Origin of the sequence: Desulfococcus sp. (assembly GCF_041737845.1) — a bacterium.
GTDB lineage: Bacteria > Desulfobacterota > Desulfobacteria > Desulfobacterales > Desulfococcaceae > Desulfococcus.
The window spans coordinates 1-19,438 of sequence record NZ_JBGSQX010000015.1; the positions used below are offsets into that span (position 1 = coordinate 1).

At 61.5% G+C, this 19,438-nt stretch carries 19 protein-coding genes and 1 pseudogene; 15 read left to right on the plus strand and 5 right to left on the minus strand.

Going from position 1 to position 19,438, the window contains the following annotated elements:
• Positions 1 to 767: pseudogene (locus ACEW8N_RS01595) on the plus strand (hypothetical protein); the annotation flags it as partial.
• Between the two features lie 242 nt (positions 768 to 1,009).
• Positions 1,010 to 2,239, plus strand: coding sequence for an OmpP1/FadL family transporter (locus tag ACEW8N_RS01600; RefSeq protein ID WP_373498039.1), 1,230 nt, complete (start codon positions 1,010 to 1,012; stop codon positions 2,237 to 2,239).
• Positions 2,240 to 2,320: 81 nt separating this feature from the next.
• Here ACEW8N_RS01600 and ACEW8N_RS01605 read toward each other — a convergent pair whose 3' ends face one another.
• Positions 2,321 to 3,160, minus strand: coding sequence for a MaoC/PaaZ C-terminal domain-containing protein (locus tag ACEW8N_RS01605; RefSeq protein WP_373498040.1), 840 nt, complete (start codon positions 3,158 to 3,160; stop codon positions 2,321 to 2,323).
• A 247-nt stretch (positions 3,161 to 3,407) separates the two neighbouring features.
• Between ACEW8N_RS01605 and ACEW8N_RS01610 the strand changes: the two genes are divergently transcribed.
• The 4 genes from ACEW8N_RS01610 to ACEW8N_RS01625 all read left to right on the plus strand — a co-directional run bounded on the left by ACEW8N_RS01610 (position 3,408) and on the right by ACEW8N_RS01625 (position 6,801).
• Positions 3,408 to 4,208: an ABC transporter substrate-binding protein gene (locus tag ACEW8N_RS01610; protein WP_373498041.1), complete on the plus strand. Its 801-nt coding sequence runs from the start codon at positions 3,408 to 3,410 to the stop codon at positions 4,206 to 4,208.
• Positions 4,209 to 4,281: 73 nt separating this feature from the next.
• The gene (locus ACEW8N_RS01615; protein ID WP_373498042.1) at positions 4,282 to 4,950 is read left to right on the plus strand and encodes an amino acid ABC transporter permease; all 669 of its coding nucleotides are present in this window, start codon (positions 4,282 to 4,284) and stop codon (positions 4,948 to 4,950) included.
• A 9-nt stretch (positions 4,951 to 4,959) separates the two neighbouring features.
• Positions 4,960 to 5,628: an amino acid ABC transporter permease gene (locus ACEW8N_RS01620; protein ID WP_373498043.1), complete on the plus strand. Its 669-nt coding sequence runs from the start codon at positions 4,960 to 4,962 to the stop codon at positions 5,626 to 5,628.
• Positions 5,629 to 5,796: 168 nt separating this feature from the next.
• Complete coding sequence (locus tag ACEW8N_RS01625) at positions 5,797 to 6,801, plus strand: D-cysteine desulfhydrase family protein (RefSeq protein ID WP_373498044.1); 1,005 nt, start codon at positions 5,797 to 5,799, stop codon at positions 6,799 to 6,801.
• Between the two features lie 18 nt (positions 6,802 to 6,819).
• Here ACEW8N_RS01625 and ACEW8N_RS01630 read toward each other — a convergent pair whose 3' ends face one another.
• Together ACEW8N_RS01630 and ACEW8N_RS01635 are read right to left on the minus strand one after the other, a co-directional pair.
• Positions 6,820 to 7,488: a TIGR00153 family protein gene (locus ACEW8N_RS01630; protein ID WP_373498045.1), complete on the minus strand. Its 669-nt coding sequence runs from the start codon at positions 7,486 to 7,488 to the stop codon at positions 6,820 to 6,822.
• Positions 7,489 to 7,507: 19 nt separating this feature from the next.
• Positions 7,508 to 8,740 carry an inorganic phosphate transporter gene (locus ACEW8N_RS01635; protein ID WP_373498057.1) on the minus strand — a complete coding sequence of 411 codons (1,233 nt, stop codon included), beginning with the start codon at positions 8,738 to 8,740 and terminating at the stop codon, positions 7,508 to 7,510.
• Positions 8,741 to 8,924: 184 nt separating this feature from the next.
• Here ACEW8N_RS01635 and ACEW8N_RS01640 point away from each other — a divergent pair, with 184 nt between their 5' ends.
• The 3 genes from ACEW8N_RS01640 (at position 8,925) to lhgO (ending at position 12,062) form a co-directional block, all read left to right on the plus strand.
• Positions 8,925 to 10,145 carry an MFS transporter gene (locus ACEW8N_RS01640; protein WP_373498046.1) on the plus strand — a complete coding sequence of 407 codons (1,221 nt, stop codon included), beginning with the start codon at positions 8,925 to 8,927 and terminating at the stop codon, positions 10,143 to 10,145.
• A 100-nt stretch (positions 10,146 to 10,245) separates the two neighbouring features.
• Positions 10,246 to 10,821 (plus strand): HDIG domain-containing metalloprotein, encoded by a 576-nt coding sequence (locus ACEW8N_RS01645; RefSeq protein ID WP_373498047.1) that lies wholly within the window; start codon positions 10,246 to 10,248, stop codon positions 10,819 to 10,821.
• Positions 10,822 to 10,859: 38 nt separating this feature from the next.
• Positions 10,860 to 12,062 (plus strand): L-2-hydroxyglutarate oxidase, encoded by a 1,203-nt coding sequence (gene lhgO, locus ACEW8N_RS01650; protein ID WP_373498048.1) that lies wholly within the window; start codon positions 10,860 to 10,862, stop codon positions 12,060 to 12,062.
• A 139-nt stretch (positions 12,063 to 12,201) separates the two neighbouring features.
• Here lhgO and ACEW8N_RS01655 read toward each other — a convergent pair whose 3' ends face one another.
• Together ACEW8N_RS01655 and ACEW8N_RS01660 are read right to left on the minus strand one after the other, a co-directional pair.
• Entirely contained in the window at positions 12,202 to 12,777 is a 576-nt protein-coding gene (locus tag ACEW8N_RS01655; protein ID WP_373498049.1) for a DUF2062 domain-containing protein, read from the minus strand.
• A 34-nt stretch (positions 12,778 to 12,811) separates the two neighbouring features.
• The gene (locus ACEW8N_RS01660) at positions 12,812 to 13,579 is read right to left on the minus strand and encodes a polyphenol oxidase family protein (protein ID WP_373498050.1); all 768 of its coding nucleotides are present in this window, start codon (positions 13,577 to 13,579) and stop codon (positions 12,812 to 12,814) included.
• Between the two features lie 307 nt (positions 13,580 to 13,886).
• Here ACEW8N_RS01660 and ACEW8N_RS01665 point away from each other — a divergent pair, with 307 nt between their 5' ends.
• The 6 genes from ACEW8N_RS01665 to ACEW8N_RS01690 all read left to right on the plus strand — a co-directional run bounded on the left by ACEW8N_RS01665 (position 13,887) and on the right by ACEW8N_RS01690 (position 19,332).
• Complete coding sequence (locus ACEW8N_RS01665; RefSeq protein ID WP_373498051.1) at positions 13,887 to 14,099, plus strand: zinc ribbon domain-containing protein; 213 nt, start codon at positions 13,887 to 13,889, stop codon at positions 14,097 to 14,099.
• A 125-nt stretch (positions 14,100 to 14,224) separates the two neighbouring features.
• Positions 14,225 to 16,078 carry an ATP-dependent helicase gene (locus ACEW8N_RS01670; RefSeq protein WP_373498052.1) on the plus strand — a complete coding sequence of 618 codons (1,854 nt, stop codon included), beginning with the start codon at positions 14,225 to 14,227 and terminating at the stop codon, positions 16,076 to 16,078.
• A 153-nt stretch (positions 16,079 to 16,231) separates the two neighbouring features.
• Positions 16,232 to 17,872: a diguanylate cyclase domain-containing protein gene (locus ACEW8N_RS01675; protein ID WP_373498053.1), complete on the plus strand. Its 1,641-nt coding sequence runs from the start codon at positions 16,232 to 16,234 to the stop codon at positions 17,870 to 17,872.
• Positions 17,873 to 17,916: 44 nt separating this feature from the next.
• On the plus strand, positions 17,917 to 18,525 hold the full coding sequence (locus ACEW8N_RS01680; protein WP_373498054.1) for a YajG family lipoprotein: 609 nt from the start codon (positions 17,917 to 17,919) through the stop codon (positions 18,523 to 18,525).
• 48 nt (positions 18,526 to 18,573) lie between these two features.
• Positions 18,574 to 19,158 carry an N-acetyltransferase family protein gene (locus tag ACEW8N_RS01685; protein ID WP_373498055.1) on the plus strand — a complete coding sequence of 195 codons (585 nt, stop codon included), beginning with the start codon at positions 18,574 to 18,576 and terminating at the stop codon, positions 19,156 to 19,158.
• 3 nt (positions 19,159 to 19,161) lie between these two features.
• On the plus strand, positions 19,162 to 19,332 hold the full coding sequence (locus ACEW8N_RS01690; protein ID WP_373498056.1) for a hypothetical protein: 171 nt from the start codon (positions 19,162 to 19,164) through the stop codon (positions 19,330 to 19,332).
• The last annotated feature ends 106 nt before the right edge of the window (positions 19,333 to 19,438 follow it).

The following is a 19,438-nucleotide window of genomic DNA, read 5'->3' on the forward strand; positions in this document are numbered from 1 at the left end:
CCGCCCCCCTTCCGGACCCCGACCCTTCGCCCATGGCGGAGGCGCCTTTCCGAACCCCCGCCATGGCCGAAACCGCCCCATCCTTCCGGCCCTCCGGGAGCCGCCCGTCTGAGGCCGGCGAAATGCGGCCGTCCCCGGCGCCCGAACCTTCGCCCATGCAGATCCCCGTATGGGAGAAGCGCTTTTTCCGGGATCTCTCGGTCATCGGGCAGTTTCGGGAAACCTACATCCTCTGCGAGGCGGGAGACAACCTCATCATCATCGACCAGCACGCCGCCCATGAACGGATCTATTTCGAACAGCTCAGGTTCCGGGCGCAGGAGGTCCGGCAGGCCTCCCAGCGCCTCTTGATCCCTGAAACCCTGGACCTGAATCACCGGGAGGCCGATATCCTCCGGAACCTTATCCCGTCCTTCGAGGCGGTGGGCATCGAGATCGAACCCTTCAGCGGGAACACCTTCGCCGTGAAATCCCTGCCCGCGTTTCTGGCGGGAAAGCCCGTGACGCCCATGATCTCGGAGGTCCTCGAAAAAACCGCGGAGATCGGCGTCGCCGCGGGAATGGACGGCATCGTGACGGAGAGCCTCATGATCATGGCCTGCCACGGGGCCATCCGGGCCCACCGAAAGCTCTCCCCCCAGGAGATCCGGCACCTCCTGGCGCAGATGGACGCCTGCGACACCCCCGCCAACTGCCCCCATGGACGGCCCACCTGGATCCAATGGCCGGCCCGATTCCTGGAAAAGAGCTTTCATCGCGTTGTCTGATGCGGGCTTCCCTGCAGCGTCCCTGCATGGGTTTCTCCCGATTTGCGCCGATCCATAGCCTCTCGGAAGTATAGAGAAAATTCTTGCATCCCGCCGGACGGGTATGTTAGGAAGCGATGAGCCGTCGTTGCGGAGATGCTTTGCGAACGGTCGCTCGGTCGGCGTTGCCGCGGCGGGGGATCCGCGGCCCCTGGAAGGTATCGTGTTCTCTAAATGACCATTCATGATTGGGGAGGGAAAAGATGAAGAAGGCCTTATCCGCACTGATGTTGGCATCGTTGTTGATCGGAAGCACCGCATTCGCCTCGGGCTACCGCATACCCGAACAATCCGCCGATTCCACGGCCAAGGCGGGGGCCCATGTGGCTTCCGCCGTCAAGGCAGACAGCGTCTACTACAATCCCGCGAACATGGCGTGGGCCGAAAACCTCTGGCAGGGCGAGGTCGACCTGACCTATCTCCACCTGACATCCATCGAATACCGGGATGCGAGATCGGAAAGGCTGAGCGGCGACTCGAAAGAGGAGAACTTTCTGCTCCCCACGCTCTTTCTCCTGTCTCCGGATGTTCACAATTTCCGGTTCGGGTTTTCCATCACCGAGCCTTACGGCCTGGCCAAGCGCTGGCAGGACCCGTATCCAAAAACCTTCGCCGAGGAATTTTCGCTGAAGGTCATCGAGTTCAACCCGACGATGGCCTACCGGTTCTGTGATTATTTCTCCATCGGCGGCGGCGTCCGGTTCCTCTACAACGATGCCAAGGTCGAAAGCAACGGGGTGGTAGATCCCAGAGGCTTCACCGCCTACAGGCATCTGGAGGGCGACACCACCGAATGGGGCTACAACCTGGCGCTCTCCATCCGGCCGAATCCGAAGTCCAACCTGTCGGTGACCTACCGCTCCAACGTGGACCTGGACTTTGACGGGGACGCGACCCTGGCCACGAACCTGTTTCAGACAACCGTGGAGACCGGGGCTTCAGTGACGGTGCCCGCCCCCGCTGTGCTGGCCGTCGCCTACGCCCACACCTTCGACAGGTTCACCGTCGAACTCGTGTGGGACCGGACCTTCTGGTCGGAGTACGAAGAACTGGACTTCAACTATGACAAAACGCTCACGAACCCGGTGCTCAAAAGCGCATTCGACGATCCCAAACCCAAAAACTGGGACGATACCAACGCCTTTCGGCTGGGCCTGACCTACCAGGTGACGGACGCCGTGGCCCTCATGGCGGGATTCGCCTACGACGAGAACCCGGTGCCCGACGACACCCTGCTGTTTGAGCTGCCTGATTCCGATGCATGGCTCTATTCCCTGGGCGCCCGGTTCGCCCTCAACCCGAACATGGAACTGAGCGTCGGCGCCCTCTACGATTACAAGGAAGAGCGCACCGTCACCAACAAAGACGTCAACGGCACCTTCAAGGATGCCTCCGCCTTCCTGCTGACCACGGGATTCACCTACAAGTTCTGAGTCGATGTTGAATGGGTGATGAAAAAAGCCCTGCCGCGGGATGCAGCAGGGCTTTTTCGTCTCCGCCTGAGGCAGGCAGGGCTATCTGCCGTATTCGAACAGGCCGCCGGTGATGATCTCGTCGCCGCCGTCGGCGGTGACGGTCTTCCAGAGGGCGGTTCCCGGGCCGGTGCTCCAGATCAGTGTGCGGATGGGCACGCCGGGATAGAGGGGCTTTGAAAACCGGCAGGCGATCCGCCGGACCTTTTCGGGAGCCCCCGGCGCAAGGTGATGGACCAGTGCCCGGCAGGCGAAGCCGAGGGTACAGAGCCCGTGCATGATGGGCCGTTCGAAGCCGGCCGTCCGGGCGAACCCCGGGTCGGCGTGGAGTTCGAAGAGATCCCCCGAGAGCCGGTAGATCAGGGGCTGATCGGGAGACGGCCGATCAGCCGCGGCGATGTCCGGCGCGCGGTCGGGGAAAGCGACGGTCTGCGCCGGGGCGTCCTCGCCGCCGAACCCGCCGTCGAGACGGGAGAAGAGGGTGAAGCGGCTGGTGAACAGCGGCTGCCCCGACGTGTGGCGCGTCAGGCTTTCGGCTGTCACCAGGGCGCCCCTCGCCGCGCCTTTGTCAACATACCCGGTGATCCGGCCCTCGGTCGTCAAGGTTCCCGAAACCGGGATCGGATGATGAAACACCAGGTCCTGACCGCCGTGAAGAATACCCGCCAGGTTGGCTCTGGACGACGCCGCGACGCGGAAGAAAAAATCGAAGACGGCTGCGATGGCAAAGGTGGGGATAACCTTCAGGCGTTTTTCATAGCAGTATTCCAGCTCGGGAAATCCGGCCCCGACGCCCAAGGCATACAGGACGACGTCTTTCCATTGATATTCCTTGACAAACGGTCCCATCGGTTTTCCGACGGCTTTCAAATCCAGGGCCATGCGGCGTTCTCCTTGGTTGAGGGCTGGGGAGGGAACTCACCCGGATTCTTATATGCCGTCCCCGGGGGGTTTTCAACAGGAATTCTCGGCCTCCTTGACAATCCATTGGGGGGAGAGATATAGAGTCTGAACCTTGGAAATGCAATTTTCATTTTTCCGGAAAGGGTGTGCCGAAGGCGCCGGGTGGGCCCCTCGCCGGGCCGGCGCAATCCACCAACGATGACAATCCAAAAGAGAAGGAGGCGACATGAGGCGATGGTGTCAATCGATTTTGCTCATCACGGCAGCGGTTTTTCTGTGGGGAACCTCAGGCCCCGCATGGGCGGATACGCTCCAGGAGATCATCCAGCGGGGAGAGCTCCGGGTGGCGGTCCAGACCCAGGGGGCCCCGTTCAGCTTCATCGACAAAAACGGTGAGCGGACCGGCAGTTCGGTCGAGTTCTGCAAGCTCATGGCCCAGGAGATGGGCGTGAAGATCAAATTTCTCGATTACGACTGGGACGGGCTGATCCCCGCCCTCATGTCCAAGAAGGCCGATGTCCTGGCCGCCGACATGACGGCCAACCTCAAGCGGGCCCTCATGGTCAGTTTCACCGACCCCTTCTATTATACCGGATCGGTGATTTTCACGAAGACGGCCTCCCCCTTCAAGACCCTGGAAGACTGCAACAAACCCGAGGTCACGGTGGCGGTCCTGCTGGGCGCCACCGGCGAGGCGGATGCCAAGCGGTTTCTGCCCCACGCCAAGATCAAGAGCTACAAGGGCGGCGGACCCATGCTCATCAATGCCGTGATGAGCGGGCATGCCGATATCGGCCTGAACGATGATTCCGCGGTCACCGGACAGATGGCCGAGTTCCCGCCGAACAGCATCCGGATTCTCCCCGGCAAGCTGTCCAAGCAGCCCCTTTCCTTTGCCGTCCGGCCGGACGACACCCATCTCCTGCAGTGGATCAACCTGTTCTTCCATTGGATCCGGGAGGACGGACGGTACGACCAGAACATCGACTACTGGGTCACCACCCAGGACTGGAAAAAAGACCACTAATCCATATTGATCCGGTTCATGCCGCGGGAAAGCGCCGGCCGGCGCTGCTCCCGCAGGCATGCCGCGCGGCGCCATGCTATCGACTTTCAATTTTCGGGTCATCCTTGACTACCTTCCGCTGTTTGCCCAGGGATTCTGGGCGACCCTCTGGATCTCCGCCGTGGCCATGGCGGGCGCCCTCTTCGTGGGCATCCTCGCATGCACCTGCCGAATTTCGAACTACCGGTGGCTCGCCCTTCCGGCCACGGCCTACATCGAGATGATCCGGTCGACCCCTCTGCTGGCGCAGCTCTATTTTTTCTATTTCGGGCTGCCCAGTCTGGGTATCCGCCTTACCGAATACCATACCGGCATCTTCGCCCTGTCCCTGAACAGCGGGGCCTATATCGCCGAGATCATCCGGGCGGGGATCCTCTCCATCCATTCCGGGCAGGTGGAGGCGGGCATCGCCTTCGGCCTCAACTTTTTCCAGCGGATGCGGTATATCATCCTGCCCCAGGCCATCGGGGCGACGATTCCGCCCCTCCTGGGGCAGGCCATCGTCCTGGTCAAGGACAGCGCGCTGCTGTCCCTCATCTCCGTGTTCGAGCTGACCCGGGTGGGGCAGATGATGGCCTCCGAGCGGTTCATGCCGGCGGAAGGCTTTTTCACGACGGCCCTGTGCTACCTGATTCTGTATTACCTCCTCAAATTTTTATCCGGCCGGTGGCAGCACAGCCTGGTCGCCCAGCGGGCAGTGTAACGAGGCGATATGTGGGAATTCTATTTTGAACGGCTTGTTCTGAGCCTGCCTTCCTTTTTGAGGGGAATCTGGGTGACGGTTCAGGTCTCGGGGTTGAGCCTGATCGGCGGGACTTTCCTCGGCGTCATCGCAGGGATACTCCGGACCCGGGAGTTCAAACCGGTCCGCGTCGTCATTACCGCCTATGTCGATATGGTCCGCGGGACCCCCTACCTGGTTCAGATCTTCATCTTTTTTTTCATTCTTCCCGAATGGGGCCTTCAGATGGAGGCCTTCAGCGCCGCGGTGCTGAGCCTCACCCTTTATGCCGGCGCCTATATCTGCGAGATCGTCGCCGGCGGCATCGAATCGGTTTCCGAAGGCCAGTGGGAGGCCGCCAAAGCCTCGGGGTTCAACTGGCTTCAGCAGATGCGGCTCGTCATCCTGCCCCAGGCCTTAAGGACCATCCTGCCGCCCCTGGTCGGCCAGTATGTCCTGCTCATCAAGGATTCGTCCATCGTTTCCGTCATCGGGCTCACGGACGTCACCCGGGTGGGGTGGCTGACGGTCCAGCGGATCCCCGAGGGGCTCATGGTCTTCGGGCTTGTCGGGGCCCTCTATTTCTGCGTCTGCTACCCGCTGATACAGCTCTCGGGCTGGTTCGAGCGGCGCATGACCATCCAGGAACTGAAACTGTGACGGTTGCGCAAAAAATCCGATATCTGCGTTACGCTTATCCCTCGTCACTGCGGCGTACTGGCAGTACGCCTCATTCCTCGGGATTCGCAAGCCGTATCTCGAACTTTTTGCGAAACCGTCTGATAATCGACTTTCTGTGAAGCCATCCATGCTTAGAGGAGCACGCTCGTGAATTCCCTGCTCGGCCGGCGCATCATCATGGCCCACCTTCCTACGCCCGTCCACTTTCTGCCGCGGCTCTCCGGGGAACTGGGGATCTCTCTCTTCGTGAAGCGGGATGATCTGACCGAATCGGTGGCCTCGGGAAACAAGCTGAGGAAAATGGAATACCTGCTTTTCGATGCCCGGGAGCGGGGCGCCGATACGCTGGTCACCTGCGGCGGGGTTCAGTCCAACCACTGCCGGGCCGTGGCCTGGGTCGCCGCCAGGGCGGGTCTCCGGTCGGTGCTCTTGCTCCGGGGGGAGGCCCCCCGGACCCTCGAGGGCAACCTTCTGGTCGACCGGCTCCTGGGGGCCGAGGTCCGTTTTCATTCCGCCCAAGAATTTCAGGACATCGACGCCGTCCAGGCCGCGGTCTGCGACCGTCTCAGGTCCGAGGGAAGGCATCCCTGCTGGATCCCCATGGGCGGCTCCAACGCCGTCGGCGCGCTGGGATATGTCCGCATGGTCCAGGAGCTTTCGGACGCCGACCTCCAGTTCGATCATATCTATTGCGCCATGGGCTCCGGCGGCACCTATGCCGGGCTCTGGATCGGCGTACGGCATTTTCAGCGCGCGGAGCGGCTCCACGCCATCGCCGTATGCGATGACGCGGCCTATTTCACCGCGGAGCTGGCCCGGATCCGGAGGGAGTTCCGAAGCCGGTTCGGCTGGACGGTCGATTTATCGGGCGCCGAAGCAGGGATGGATGACGGTCACGTGGGGATCGGATACGCCCTCAATACCGGAGAGGAGTTGAGGCGGATGATCCAGTACGCCCGGACCGAGGGGCTGGTCCTTGACCCCGTCTACACCCTGAAGGCCTTTCTGGGGATGACCGACCATATCCAGCGGGGCGTCATTCAGCCGGGGGAGCGGGTGCTCTTTGTCCACACCGGGGGCCATTACGGCCTGTTTCCGAAGCACGGGGAGCTGGCGGGGGCTCTGGATGGGGGCGCCGCATCCGGGGGATAGCCGTCACCGTGCGATCCTTTATCTTGCGATCATCGCCCGCATCATGTCGCCGGCGTTTTCCGCGTGGTCCGCAATGTGCCCCAGGATCTCGGCCAGCCGGACCAAGTGAAACACGGTGACCGCGTCCGTCTCGACGGTGAAGATCTTTTTTTTCACGATGTCCTCCGCTCGGTCGGCCTCGTGCTCCTGCCTCCGGATGTTTCGAATGATCTCCTTGACCACCTTCCGCTGTTTGTCCGAGTAGTTCTTGAAGTATTTCCGGGCCTCGGCCACCATTCTGCTCAGTTCCTCCACCGGATCGATGACCGAGTCGATCAGCAGGAAAAATTCCTTCTGGAACTGCTCGGGAATTCCCGGCTCCTCCCGGTAGGAAATCCAGTCCATGGCATCCTCCAGCGCGTCCAGGACGCTGTCCTGCTCCCTCAGGTACCGGAAAAGCTGGAATTTGGGGACCGCCATGAAGGACCCGACGGGGATATGCCCGCGGATCCGCCGCTTGACGGCGTCGGCCTCATTTTCCATGCGCTTGACCTCCGATCTTAGCCCCTCAAAGGATTTGCAGTTGTGGACCATATGGCATTCGATGGCGTGCTGAAACACCCATGCGCACTCCTTGACCTTCTCGGCATGCTCCTGCAGGCCGTCGAAGGGGGACGTCATAAACATGGATAAAAAAGGGACACGCATTTCGATAAACTCCTTCGTTCTAAATGATAAATTCGAGGATCTTGAAGATGACCATGCTGGTCAGGGCCGACGCCGGCACCGTCAGGACCCAGTAGATCATGATCTGAAACACGATGGTAAAATTGACCGCCTCGAACCCGTGGGCCAGCCCGACGCCCAGAACGCCGCCGACCGCCGCATGGGTGGTGGAGACCGGCAGCCCCATTTTGGAGGCCGCGAGCACCGTGGTGGCCGCCGCGAAATCCACCGAAAAACCGCGGGTGTTGGTGAGGGTGGTGATCTTGTTGCCCAGGGTGTCCATCACCCGGTGGCCCGCCATGCCGATGCCGCAGGCGATGCCGATGCCTCCGAAGAACAGGAGAAACAGGGGGACCGGCACCTCGGCGGCGACGCCGCCGGTCTTGACGAGAAAATAGATGACCGCCAGGGGGCCGATGGCGTTGGCCACGTCGTTGGCGCCCTGGGCCAGGGCCACATAGCAGGAGGTCCCGATCTGGATCCTGCGGAAAATCTCCTCGACGCCGTCTTCAACCTGGCCCCAGAGGAGGCGGCCCAAGAGCCATTTCCCCAGAAACCCGAGACCGACGGCCAGGGCGAGCGCCCATAGAAGCGCCGTGGTGTCGCTCAGGGCCAGGGTGGTTCCCAGGGGAGTCTTGAACAGAAACGACAGCACCACCACGAAGCAGGCCATGCCGATGAACACGGGGGAGAGCCGCATGCCGCAGTCGAAGGCCGCCTTCCGGGACAGGATCAGCCGGACGATGGCCTTGAACATGACGAAGGCGATGACGAGGCTGAATATCGGGGATATCACCCAGCTCAGGACGACCCCGCCCAGCTTCCCCCAGTTGACCGCCGAAAACCCGCCGGCCATGATGCCGAAGCCCGTCATGGCGCCGACGATGGCGTGGGTGGTGGAGACCGGCAGGGATTTCCACGTGGCGAAGGAGACCCAGAGGGCCGAAGCCAGCAGCGCCGAAAGGGCGCCGATCAGGGCCATGTGGGGATCGGTGAGGATCTCGGTCGAGACGATTCCTTTTCGGATGGTGTCGGTCACATGGGAGCCGATGAAGACGGCGCCCAGGATGTTGAGAATCCCTGCGATGAATATCGCCTGACGAATGGTGATCGCCTTGGCGCCCACGGCGGACGCCATGGAGTTTGCCACATCGTTGGCGCCGATGTTCCAGGCCATGTAAAAACCGAACACATATCCGATAATGAGAACGAAATATTCTTCGGCCACGAGCATCCTTTGCATGGGGTTATGGTCGATGTCGTTGATAATGCCTGCTGTTCAGGACGTCAATAGATTTTTTTGAATATGTTTCGGGAGAGTTACGGCTGGATGTCCCGGAACGTCGGGTGAAGGGGCCGCAGGCGGGCGGGTCGGCCGGCGGCGCAATAACTCTTTGAAGAAATGGTTGGGGTCTGCTATGGATGCCCGAGTCAAAAACCAAGGCGATGCCATGAACCGACTCGACAAAAAAATCTTCGGGACCCTCTTCTTCTCCATTTTCACGGCGGTCACCGGCGTGGGGATCGTGGTCCCGCTTCTTCCTGTCTACGCCCATGGGCTGGGTGCGAAAGGACTGTACATCGGTCTGCTCTTTGCATCGTTTTCCCTGTCGAGGACCTTCTTCCTGCCGTTTTTCGGACGACGATCGGACCGCTGCGGCCGAAAACCCCACATCGTGGCCGGACTCTTCTGCTACGGGGTGATATCCTTTGCCTTTATCCTGGCGGTCAATGTGGAGCTCCTGATCGCCCTCCGGTTTGTCCAGGGGATCGCATCGGCCATGATCATGCCGGTAACCCAGGCCTATGTGGGAGATATCACCCCCAAAAACCGGGAGGGCTTCACCATGGGACTCTTCAACATGTCGACCTTCATCGGGCTGAGCCTGGGGCCGCTTCTGGGCGGTCTGTTGAACGACCGTTTCGGCCTGGAAGCAGCCTTTATCTGCATGGGCGTTCTCTCCTTCATCGGCTTTTTCCTGAGCCTCCTCCTGCTTCCGCCGGCGCACGCGGAGCAGGTCATCGTCCGCCGGGAGGCTCCCGTGGCCTACAGGACCCTTCTGAAAGACCCCTCCATCGACGGCATCTTCCTGTTCCGGATGGTCTATACCGCCTGCATCGGCGCCATCTGGGGATTTCTGCCCGTTTTCGCCGACGCCGAATTTTCCCTTTCCAGTTCCTCCATCGGCGTCCTGGTCATGCTGGGCGTGTTTACCAGCGGCCTCCTCCAGACGCCCATGGGCGCCGTCGCCGACCGATGGAGCAAGCGCCTCATGATCGTTGCCGGGGGGATCATCGTCGCCTGCGCCATGATGCTGTTTCAGTGGGCGGGGGGATTCTGGGACCTGTTTGCGGCCAATGTCGTCTTCGGCGTCGGCGGCAGCATGAGTATGGCGCCGCTTATGGCCATCGCCGTCCAGAAAGGCGTCGAGAGCCGGGGCATGGGCGCCGTGATGTCCCTCATCACCGTGGCCCACAGCCTGGGGATGATGATCGGCAGCCTCATGGCGGGGGCCATGATGGACCTTTTTGAGATGCGCCATGTCTTCAGTTTCGGAGCGGGGGTGATGGGTTTCGGCACGGCGGTCTTCTTCTACTGCACCCTCGAACGGAAAACGGCCCGCGCACAAAGTTCTTGACAACCCCCGGGGGCCGCGTGCCTAGTGGTGCGCCAACGCCCGTTTGCGGCGCCCCGGCCGCTGCGCGGCCGGATACTGAACAACAGAGGAGACGGATCATATGACACCCACCCGTGAAGACGCATTCCGCCTGCTGACCCGGTACAACGAAACGGAAAGCCTCATCAAGCACGCCCTGGCCGTGGAAGGGGTCATGCGCCACATGGCCCGGAAGCGGGGGGCGGACGAGGAGAAATGGGGTATCGTCGGCCTGGTTCACGACCTGGATTATGAAAAATACCCCGAACGGCACTGTGCAAAAACCGAGGAGATCCTCCAGGCCGAGAACTGGCCCGAGGAATACATCCGCGCCGTGGTGAGCCACGGATGGGGCATCTGCTCGGATGTGAAACCCGAGTCGGAGATGGAGATGGTCCTCTATGCCGTCGACGAGCTTACGGGCCTCGTGACCACGTCCGCCCTGGTCCGGCCGAGCCGGAGCGTCATGGACCTCACGGCCAAATCCGTCCGGAAAAAATGGAAGGACAGGCGTTTCGCCGCCGGCGTCGACCGGTCGATCATCGAGCGGGGCGCAGACATGCTGGGGGTGGAGCTCAATGACCTCATCACCGATACCATCCTGGGGATGCGGGAGGTGGCCGATGCCGTCGGGCTCCTGGGAGAGACCGCGGACTAGCGAATCCGGCCGCATGCCACATATTGAAGGAGGACAGATTGCAGCACTATGATCTTGCGCTCATCGGCGGGGGAATCGTCGGGATCGCCACGGCCCGGGAAATGAAGCGTCGTTTTCCGGGGGCCTCGATCCTTTTGGTCGAAAAGGAGACGACCCTTGCCCGGCACCAGACGGGACGAAACTCCGGCGTGATCCATGCGGGCGTCTACTATGCCCCCGGCAGCCTCAAGGCTGGGTTCTGCAGGGAAGGGGCGACCCGGACCCTCGCCTTCTGCCGGGAGCACGGCCTGCCGTATCTCCAGTGCGGAAAACTGCTGGTGGCGACCGATGCCGTGGAATTCGAGCGGATGGCGGCCCTGGAGGAGCGGTGCCGGCTGAACCGGATCGAGGTCCAGCGCCTTTCGGACGGGGAACTGAAGCGGCGGGAGCCCCGCATCGAGGGGGTGGGGGCCCTTTACGTGCCCGCCACCGGTATCACCGATTACCCGAAGATCTGCGCGAAGATGGCCGATGAATTCCGGGCCATGGGCGGGGAGATCCGTTGCGGGGCGCCGGTCGTGGGCCTCGAGGAGAGCCGGGACGGCGTGCGGATCCGGATCGGCGGCGACGCCGCCTTCGCCGGATACGTCATCGCCTGCGGGGGGCTTGCGGCCGACCGCCTGGCCCGGATGATGGGGATTGACATCGATTTCCGGATCATCCCCTTCCGGGGGGAATATTACCGCCTGCCGGCCCGACTCAACCGGATCGTCCGTCATCTCATCTACCCCATCCCCGACCCCGACCTGCCCTTCCTGGGCGTCCACCTGACCCGCATGATCGACGGATCCGTCACCGTCGGCCCCAATGCGGTTCTGGGGTGGAAGCGGGAAGGGTATGGCCGGTTCAACGTCGATCTTGCGGACTGCCGGGACATGCTGGGGTTTCAGGGGTTCTGGCGTCTGGCGGCGGAAAACCTGCAATCCGGGATGGGTGAGTTCAGGGATTCGATCTGCAGGGCCGGCTACCTCCGGCGGGTCCGGAAATACTGTCCGGGCCTGGGGCTTTCAGACCTCGGGCCGTATCCCGCTGGCATCCGCGCCCAGGCAGTCAGGAGGGACGGATCGCTCGTCCATGACTTTTTGTTCGCCGAGAGCGAGCGTTCCCTCCATGTCTGCAACGCGCCGTCGCCTGCGGCCACCTCGGCCATTCCCATCGGTGAATACCTGTGCGGCAAGGCGGCGGAAAAGTTCAGGCTGTAGAGGGCGGCGGGGGCAAGACGGTTTTGTAAAGAGGCCAAGAGCAAGGGCTCGCGAATCCCGAGGAATGGGTCGCACGGACAGTACCTCGCAGTGACGAGGGAGGAAGCGCAGCGCAGCTATCGGCCTTTTTGTGGAACCGTCAGGGGAGGTGCTTGCGGTGGGCAATCTTTTCCTTGAGATGGTCCCTGGCGTGGCTCAGCTTTTCCTTCTCCCGATGGATCGTTTCCCGGATGCCTTCCCGGTATTTCAGGATCGTCGTCAGGGCGAGGTAGTACCCCAGCATGGCGACGGGAATCCCCGCGACGATGCCCCCAACGGTCAGGATCCAGAATATTTCCGGGGCGTTCTTGACGAGCTGGACAATCACGTCCAGGTTCAGCTCTTTCGGGATGCAGCAGGCGTTCTGGATATTGAGGACCTTGTTCCCCACATAATAGGTTCCGGCGTAAACGAAGGGCGCCGTCAACGGATTGCTGATCCAGCCTCCCGCAGCCGCGGCGATTTTGTTCCACTTGAACAGGGCGGCGAAAAAGATCGCGATGGCCATGTGAAAGCCCATGAAGGGGGTCATGCCGACGAAGAGTCCCAGGGCGAACCCCAGGGCGATCTCCCTGGGGGTTCCCCGGATCTTGACGAAGCGCTCATAGGCTTTCTTGAAAGCCTCGCGGATTCGGCTCCCGGCGCCGCCGGGTGTCGGCGTTTTTTTTCGTTGCACGGCGGCTTCCTGCTGTCTTTGCCTTGAACTTACGTTAATGGAGCCCGATCACCATGGCCATCCGCCCGGTGGATCGCTCTTTTCGGTAGGAGAAGAAAAGATCGGTCCGGCATCGGGTGCAAAGGCCGCTCGAGAAGATGTTTTCTTCGAGGATGCCTGCGGCCGAGAGCTGGTCCCGGCTTGCGGCCCAGAAGTCGAAATGGCGGTTCCTCCCCTTGTATTTCCAGAATTCGCGGGGGATTTCCTCCCGGTAGTGGACGAACTCCCCGCAGCACGGCCCCAGGGAGGGGCCGATCCCCGCCCGGATGTCCGCGGGATCGCACCCGAACCGGGATGTCATGGCGCGGACGGTTTCGCCGATGATGTTCCGGACGCTGCCGCGCCATCCGGAATGGATGTTGGCCGCCACCTGCTTTCGGGGGTCGAAAAGCATGACGGCCTGGCAGTCTGCGGTCTGGATCACCAGGCCCGTCCCGCGGATGTCGGTCACCAGGGCGTCGCCGGTGAGGGGCCGGCCGGAAGCGGGGGCATGAGCATCCCCGCTCTTCAACACCACCACGCCGGCCCCGTGGACCTGACGGATGAAGACCAGGCTGAGGTCTCCCATGCACCGGGAGACAATGCCGCGGTTGGACGCCACGACCTCGGGCCGGTCGCCCACGCCGAACCCGACGTTCAGGCTGGCATAAGGCGCGGAGCCGCCTCCGCCGGTGCGGGTGAACACCCCGTGGCGGACCCCGGGCTGCCCGGCAAGATTCGGAAATTCGAAAAAGGGTACTCCGTCATCATTTCTGGCAATCATCAGGGCGGCCTCGCATACAGGCAGATAAAAATCCGAAAAATTATAAGAGAAGATCACGGAGGTGTCAATCAGGAAACACTGGGTATGAAAAGAAATAAAGCTCAAAACAATGGAAAACTGAAAATCGCCGCGGACAGAGCTTGACGGAAATCGATATGTCGACTATTTTTTCCCCATTACACAGAGGCCTCCGGAGAGGGATTTCGGGCTGCGGGTGTCTTCCGCCGGCGGCGCCCGGCGAAAATGGCGTTTCGGCCCGGCGGCGCTGAAATGCCCATCTGGATGGCCGCTTCAGGAGGAATTACATATGCCCATTTACGAGTACGAATGTTGTCACTGCTGTACCCGGTTCGAACGGATCGTGTTCTCCGGGGAGGATTCCTCTCCCGAGTGCCCCGAGTGCCGTGCGTCGGACGTCCGGCGGCTCATTTCCGCCGGGGCTGTCCGGCCCAGCGGGATCCCCAGGGGCGCGGGCGGGTTTACCCCGCCGCAGACGGCCTGCCGGAAAGGGGGCGGGTGAGCGATCTGAATGCGGCCTCAGGTTGAGGCTGTACCGCCGGCATCAAGACCCGAAAACCCCTGATCATCTCCCGCATCGGTGAGACGAGACGGGGTTCGGGAGATCGACGTTATCGAAAGGATATCATGGATCTGTCAGAAGAACAGCAGTCCGCGGTGGAACATACGGGGGGGCCGGCCCTGGTCGTGGCCGGCGCCGGCTCCGGCAAGACCCGGACCCTGACCGCGAAAATCGACTATCTCATTCAACACGGCTTCGATCCCGAACGCATCCTGGCCATCACCTTCACCAACAAGGCCGCCGATGAAATGAAGCGGCGCCTGGAGGCGCTGACCGGCATGCCCCGGTTCCGGTTTCCCTGGGTCCGGACCTACCACTCCGCCTGCTTCCGCATCCTGAAGCGGAACTGCGAGGTGATGGGATATGCCCCGCCCCTCCAGATCTATTCCGGCTACCAGCAGCAGAAATTGCTGAAAGAGATCATCGCGGGCGCCGGCTTCGACAAAAAGCACCTTCCTTCCGTGCTCTCCCAGATATCCAACGCCAAGAACTCGGGAAACCCGGCCGCCTATTTCGACAGCCGCCGCAAGGGCTTCCGCCTCCCGATCCAGACCCTCTACCAGACCTATGAAAAAGCTCTCAAAAATGCCAATGCCGTCGATTTCGACAACATCCTTTTCATGACCCGGGACCTCCTCCGGGACCATGATGCGATCCGGCGGGAATATCGGGAAATATTTCAGTATATCCTGGTGGATGAGTACCAGGATTCCAACGACCTCCAGGAGGAGCTGACCCGGCTGTTCCTGAAAAACGGCAACCTCTTCTGCGTGGGGGACGACTGGCAGGCCATCTACGGGTTCAGGGGAAGCAACGTAAGCCATTTTCTCTCGTTTCCGGAGACCTACGCGGGCGCCCGGGTCTTCCGGCTGGAGCGGAATTACCGGTCCGTCGACGAAATCGTTCAGGCGGCCAACGGCCTCATCGGCTACAACAAGCAGCGCATGGAGAAGCGGTGCTTCTCCAAAAAGCGAGGCGGAACCGTGGAACTTCACGATTTCTTCGATGAAAGCCAGGAGGCCAACTGGATCCGGCGCAAGATCCAGGTCCTCCGGCAGATGGGGATTTCCTATCACCAGATGGCGGTGCTCTATCGGACGAAGTTCTGCTCCCTCTCCTTCGAGAAGACCTTCCGGGCCTGCCGGATCCCCTACCAGATGATGGGGTCCAAGGGGTTTTTCGAGCGGAAGGAGATCCTGGACATCAACTGCTACCTGACCGCCGCCGTTTTCCCGCGGGACGACGTGGCCTTCGAGCGGATCCTCAACACCCCAAAGCGGGGCGTCGGCCCGGGGATGCTCAAAAAGATCAACCAGGTCCGGACCGAGGGCATGAGCCTCCAGGAGGCGACCCGGAAGGTCGTGGCCGAGCGGGTCATGAGCCCCAGGATCCACAAGGCCCTGAGCGAGCTTCTGGCCCACCTGGACGAGATTCGCGATATGGCGCCGGACACGGCCGTCCATGCGGTGCTCTCCCGGTTCGATTATCTGGCGCACCTCAGGGAATATACCCGGAACATCGCCATGGATTTCATCGCCAGGGAAGAGAACATCAAGCAGTTAATCTACTCCGCCGGCCAGCACCAGAACCTGGTGGACTACCTCCAGGAGGCCTCCCTGGTCAACGAGGACCGGGAGGAGGATGAAGACGAGCGGGACCTGGGCGTCAAGCTGTCGACCATTCACGCCAGCAAGGGTCTCGAATACGGGGTGGTCTTCATCGCGGGGTGCGAGGAAAACCTCTTTCCCCACTGGAAATCCATCGAGACCCCGGAAGGGATCCAGGAGGAGCGCAGGCTCATGTACGTGGCCATGACCCGGGCCGAACGTCACCTCTACCTGACCTCGGCCGAATACCGGCGGGGCCAGTCCAACCCCCGGAGCCGTTTCTGGGCCGAGATCGAGGACGCCCTGGAGTAGCCCGCGGCGCATCGGCATTCCCGGCGGTTTTCAAGAAAACAGGGGCGTGACGACGGCGACCCGCCCGAATTGTCCCGAGCGCATCACCGGCATCATACCGCAGACGAAACAGGAAGGCCGGCATCACCGGTAACGGGTCCCGGCAAGAAGGCGATGACGATAGAAAAAGACATCTATTACCAGACGGTCAATAAGAAGGTCTTTCTCTATTTTATCGCCATCTTTCTGTTTTTCGGATTGATGATCGCAGGGTCCGTCGGCATGCTCCACACCCGGGAATCCAGGGAATATCTCGAACGGGTGGCCATAGCGGAATCGGTCAACATCACCTTTCAGCGGGAGATGATCGCATCCAGGCTGGATGCCGTTGTCTCCGACCTCATGTTCCTATCCAGGCAGAATGAACTGCGTCACCTCATCGACGGAAACGGGTTCGCGGAGACGTTCAAGCGCTGGATGTCGAATGAATATCTGGCGTTCTGCCTTGAAAAGCGCGTGTACGACCAGATCCGTTATATTGACGCGGACGGCATGGAGGTCGTCCGCGTCAATTTCAACGCCGGCCGTCCATACGCAGTCCGGGATGAGGAACTCCAGCGGAAAGCGGACCGGTATTATTTCTATGACACGCTGGTCCTGGGGCCGGATGAGATCTTTGTGTCGCCCTTCGATCTGAATGTTGAGAACGGGGAGATCGAATCGCCCCCCAAGCCCATGATCCGCTTCGGCATTCCGGTGTTCGACAGCGGGGGGAAGAAGCAGGGCATCGTCATCCTCAATTATCTCGGCGAGACCCTGATCGCCGCGATCCGGGACATGGCCGGGTCGGCCCGGGGCCGGGTGATGCTGGTCAACGGCGACGGCTACTGGCTCTCCGGTCCGGACCCGGAAGACGAATGGGGCTTCATGATCCCGGCGCGGGAAGACCGGAAATTCTCCTCCCGCTATCCCGAGGCGTGGCGCGAGATCGCCGCATCCGATCGATGCCAGGTTTATACCCCGGCCGGTCTGTTCACCGCCGCCACCATCTACCCCCTGAAGAAAGAGGCGGCATCGGCTTTGGGGCCCAACCGGGCCTACGGAGACAGCATCCTGGCCGTTCGGGACGACGAATATTACTGGAAGATCGTCTCGCATGTCCCCTGGGAAACCCTCGATTCCGGCACCCGGGGCATCCGGACAAGGCATTTTGTTCTGGCGCTTCTCCTCCTGCCGCTGGCGGCGATCTCGTCCTGGTTCATCGCCCAGGCCGTTGTCCGTCGGAAGCTCGACCAGGTGGAGCTCTACCGCTCGGCCCACTATGACCGGCTGACGGGCCTGCCGAACCGGGCCCTTTTTCTGGACCGGCTCGACCAGGCGATCCGGGACGCCCGGCGCTACGGCCGGAGGTTCGGCCTGATGTTCATCGACCTCGACGGGTTCAAATCCGTCAACGACACCCTGGGGCATGACGCCGGAGACGAGGTCCTGGTGCAGGTCGCCGGTCGGCTCAATCACTGCCTGAGGGATTCCGATACGGTGGCGCGGATGGGCGGGGATGAATTTACCGCCATTCTCCCGGCCGTCGATTCTCCCGTCAGCGCGCACCGGGTGGCGAAAAAAATCATCGAGGCCCTGAATCAGCCGTTCCATGTCTCCGGGCACGCCCCGCAGGTCGGGGCAAGCATCGGGATCAGCCTGTATCCCGAAGACGGCACCGAGCTTGACATCCTCCTGAAAAAGGCCGACAAGGCCATGTATCAGGCCAAAAAGGACGGAAAGAACGATTACCGGTTCTTCATGCCGGAATTTTAGAGGAATCCCGGGAGGAGCCGAGACGCCGGGAAGGGGAGATGCCGATGAAAAGCAGGATACTGTTATGCGGGTTGGTTGCGGCGCTGTTGACTTCCTGCGCCGGAAACATGATCGTGAGGCCGGACTATCATCCGCCGCTCCGGGCGGATGCGCCGCTGGCCGCCGTGCCCAAATTGAAGGTCAGGCTCCTCGACTTCGCGGACAGGCGGGAGCCGCCCATGGATGCGTCCCGGGTCGGGCGGCGGGAGACCTCGGGCGTCATGCCCATGGTGGACGTATTCTCGGAGCGCCCCGTTTCAGACATCGTTCGCGATGCCGTGTGGACCGAGCTCGTCCGCAACGGTCATCGCATCGTCACGAGCGATGAAGACGTTACGATGCAAGGCGACATCCACGGGTTCTGGGTCGGGACGGAGACGACGGGGCCTGCCTGGGACGTTTCCGGCGAGGTGAGCATCGCCTTTCGGGTGACGTATCCCGCTGCCGGGTCGCCCACCGTGATACGCTCCTACACCGGCAAAAACGTGGAGCGGACCTATCTGACCCCGGGCAAGGAGATCATGGCGCGCCCGCTGGTGAAATCCCTGGCGGACGTCATGACGTCCATGAGCTCGGACCGGGAGTTGATGGCGGCGCTCAAGGCCGGGCGGTAGATCCCGCCGGCCGCTGAAACCGGGCTGCCGCGTGGGGAGGGCCGTGCAATGGTTTCTCTGCGAGACTTCATCGAGGGGTTGTGCAGCAAACCCGAGCGGGCCAAGGACTGGGTCGAGATGGTCCGGGACCTGAAGGCCCCCATCTGCGTCGACCCCCCGGACATCGAATTTTCCATGCGATGGGCGGATGCCGGGGACATGCTGGTGATCGCGGCGTTGCAGGGATTTGTGAAGGGCGAGGATTTCCTGGACAAGTCCCTCGAGAAGGGCGACCGGTTTCTCCTCCTGGAGCATTCGGGGCGCATCTGCGCCTTTGCATGGGTCGCCTTCCGGGACTACCCTCTGGACCTGCTCCACACCCTCCACCTGGACCCCGGCGCCGCCTACCTGGTGTATATTGTCGTGATGCCCGGATTCCAGCAAAAAGGGGTGGGGCTGTATCTCCTCGGGTCCCTGATGCTGCGCCTGCGAGAAAGAGGGTGTCATACCCTGGTTTCGGGCATGTACGAGGACTGGCACGTTTCCATCCGGCTGCACCTCAAAGCGGGCTTCCGCATCACCCGCAAATTCCAGAAGCGGAGGATATTGCGAATTATCCCCTACCCCCCAAAGGTGATCCAGGTTGAGGAGTAACCGATGCTGAAGCCGAATCTGCCGTCCCTGAATGACACGGAAGGCAGCACCATCCCCGCCGGGTTTCCCCGGGTGATCGACGCCCATGTCCACATCTTTCCGGACTCCCTGTTTCAGGCCATCCGGCGATGGTTTGATGCTGGGCTGATGAAAATCAGTTTAGAAAAACGGTAGTATTTTGATCCCAATTTTGTTCCGTTTTGCTGACTATTGACATGATCTCTTTCCTTTTCGACTGAACTGATTGACCGATATTCTTTTTATACCATTCGAACACTTT

Coding starts and splice junctions, on each gene's coding strand:
- ACEW8N_RS01615 (WP_373498042.1), top strand. CDS start 4,282: ATGCTATCGACTTTCAATTTTCGGGTCATCCTTGACTACCTTCCGCTG.
- ACEW8N_RS01640 (WP_373498046.1), top strand. CDS start 8,925: ATGGATGCCCGAGTCAAAAACCAAGGCGATGCCATGAACCGACTCGAC.
- ACEW8N_RS01605 (WP_373498040.1), bottom strand. CDS start 3,160: ATGGCCCTGGATTTGAAAGCCGTCGGAAAACCGATGGGACCGTTTGTC.
- ACEW8N_RS01675 (WP_373498053.1), top strand. CDS start 16,232: ATGACGATAGAAAAAGACATCTATTACCAGACGGTCAATAAGAAGGTC.
- ACEW8N_RS01620 (WP_373498043.1), top strand. CDS start 4,960: ATGTGGGAATTCTATTTTGAACGGCTTGTTCTGAGCCTGCCTTCCTTT.
- ACEW8N_RS01660 (WP_373498050.1), bottom strand. CDS start 13,579: ATGATTGCCAGAAATGATGACGGAGTACCCTTTTTCGAATTTCCGAAT.
- ACEW8N_RS01690 (WP_373498056.1), top strand. CDS start 19,162: ATGCTGAAGCCGAATCTGCCGTCCCTGAATGACACGGAAGGCAGCACC.
- ACEW8N_RS01645 (WP_373498047.1), top strand. CDS start 10,246: ATGACACCCACCCGTGAAGACGCATTCCGCCTGCTGACCCGGTACAAC.
- ACEW8N_RS01665 (WP_373498051.1), top strand. CDS start 13,887: ATGCCCATTTACGAGTACGAATGTTGTCACTGCTGTACCCGGTTCGAA.
- ACEW8N_RS01610 (WP_373498041.1), top strand. CDS start 3,408: ATGAGGCGATGGTGTCAATCGATTTTGCTCATCACGGCAGCGGTTTTT.
- ACEW8N_RS01680 (WP_373498054.1), top strand. CDS start 17,917: ATGAAAAGCAGGATACTGTTATGCGGGTTGGTTGCGGCGCTGTTGACT.
- ACEW8N_RS01600 (WP_373498039.1), top strand. CDS start 1,010: ATGAAGAAGGCCTTATCCGCACTGATGTTGGCATCGTTGTTGATCGGA.
- ACEW8N_RS01670 (WP_373498052.1), top strand. CDS start 14,225: ATGGATCTGTCAGAAGAACAGCAGTCCGCGGTGGAACATACGGGGGGG.
- ACEW8N_RS01630 (WP_373498045.1), bottom strand. CDS start 7,488: ATGCGTGTCCCTTTTTTATCCATGTTTATGACGTCCCCCTTCGACGGC.
- ACEW8N_RS01685 (WP_373498055.1), top strand. CDS start 18,574: ATGGTTTCTCTGCGAGACTTCATCGAGGGGTTGTGCAGCAAACCCGAG.
- ACEW8N_RS01635 (WP_373498057.1), bottom strand. CDS start 8,740: ATGCTCGTGGCCGAAGAATATTTCGTTCTCATTATCGGATATGTGTTC.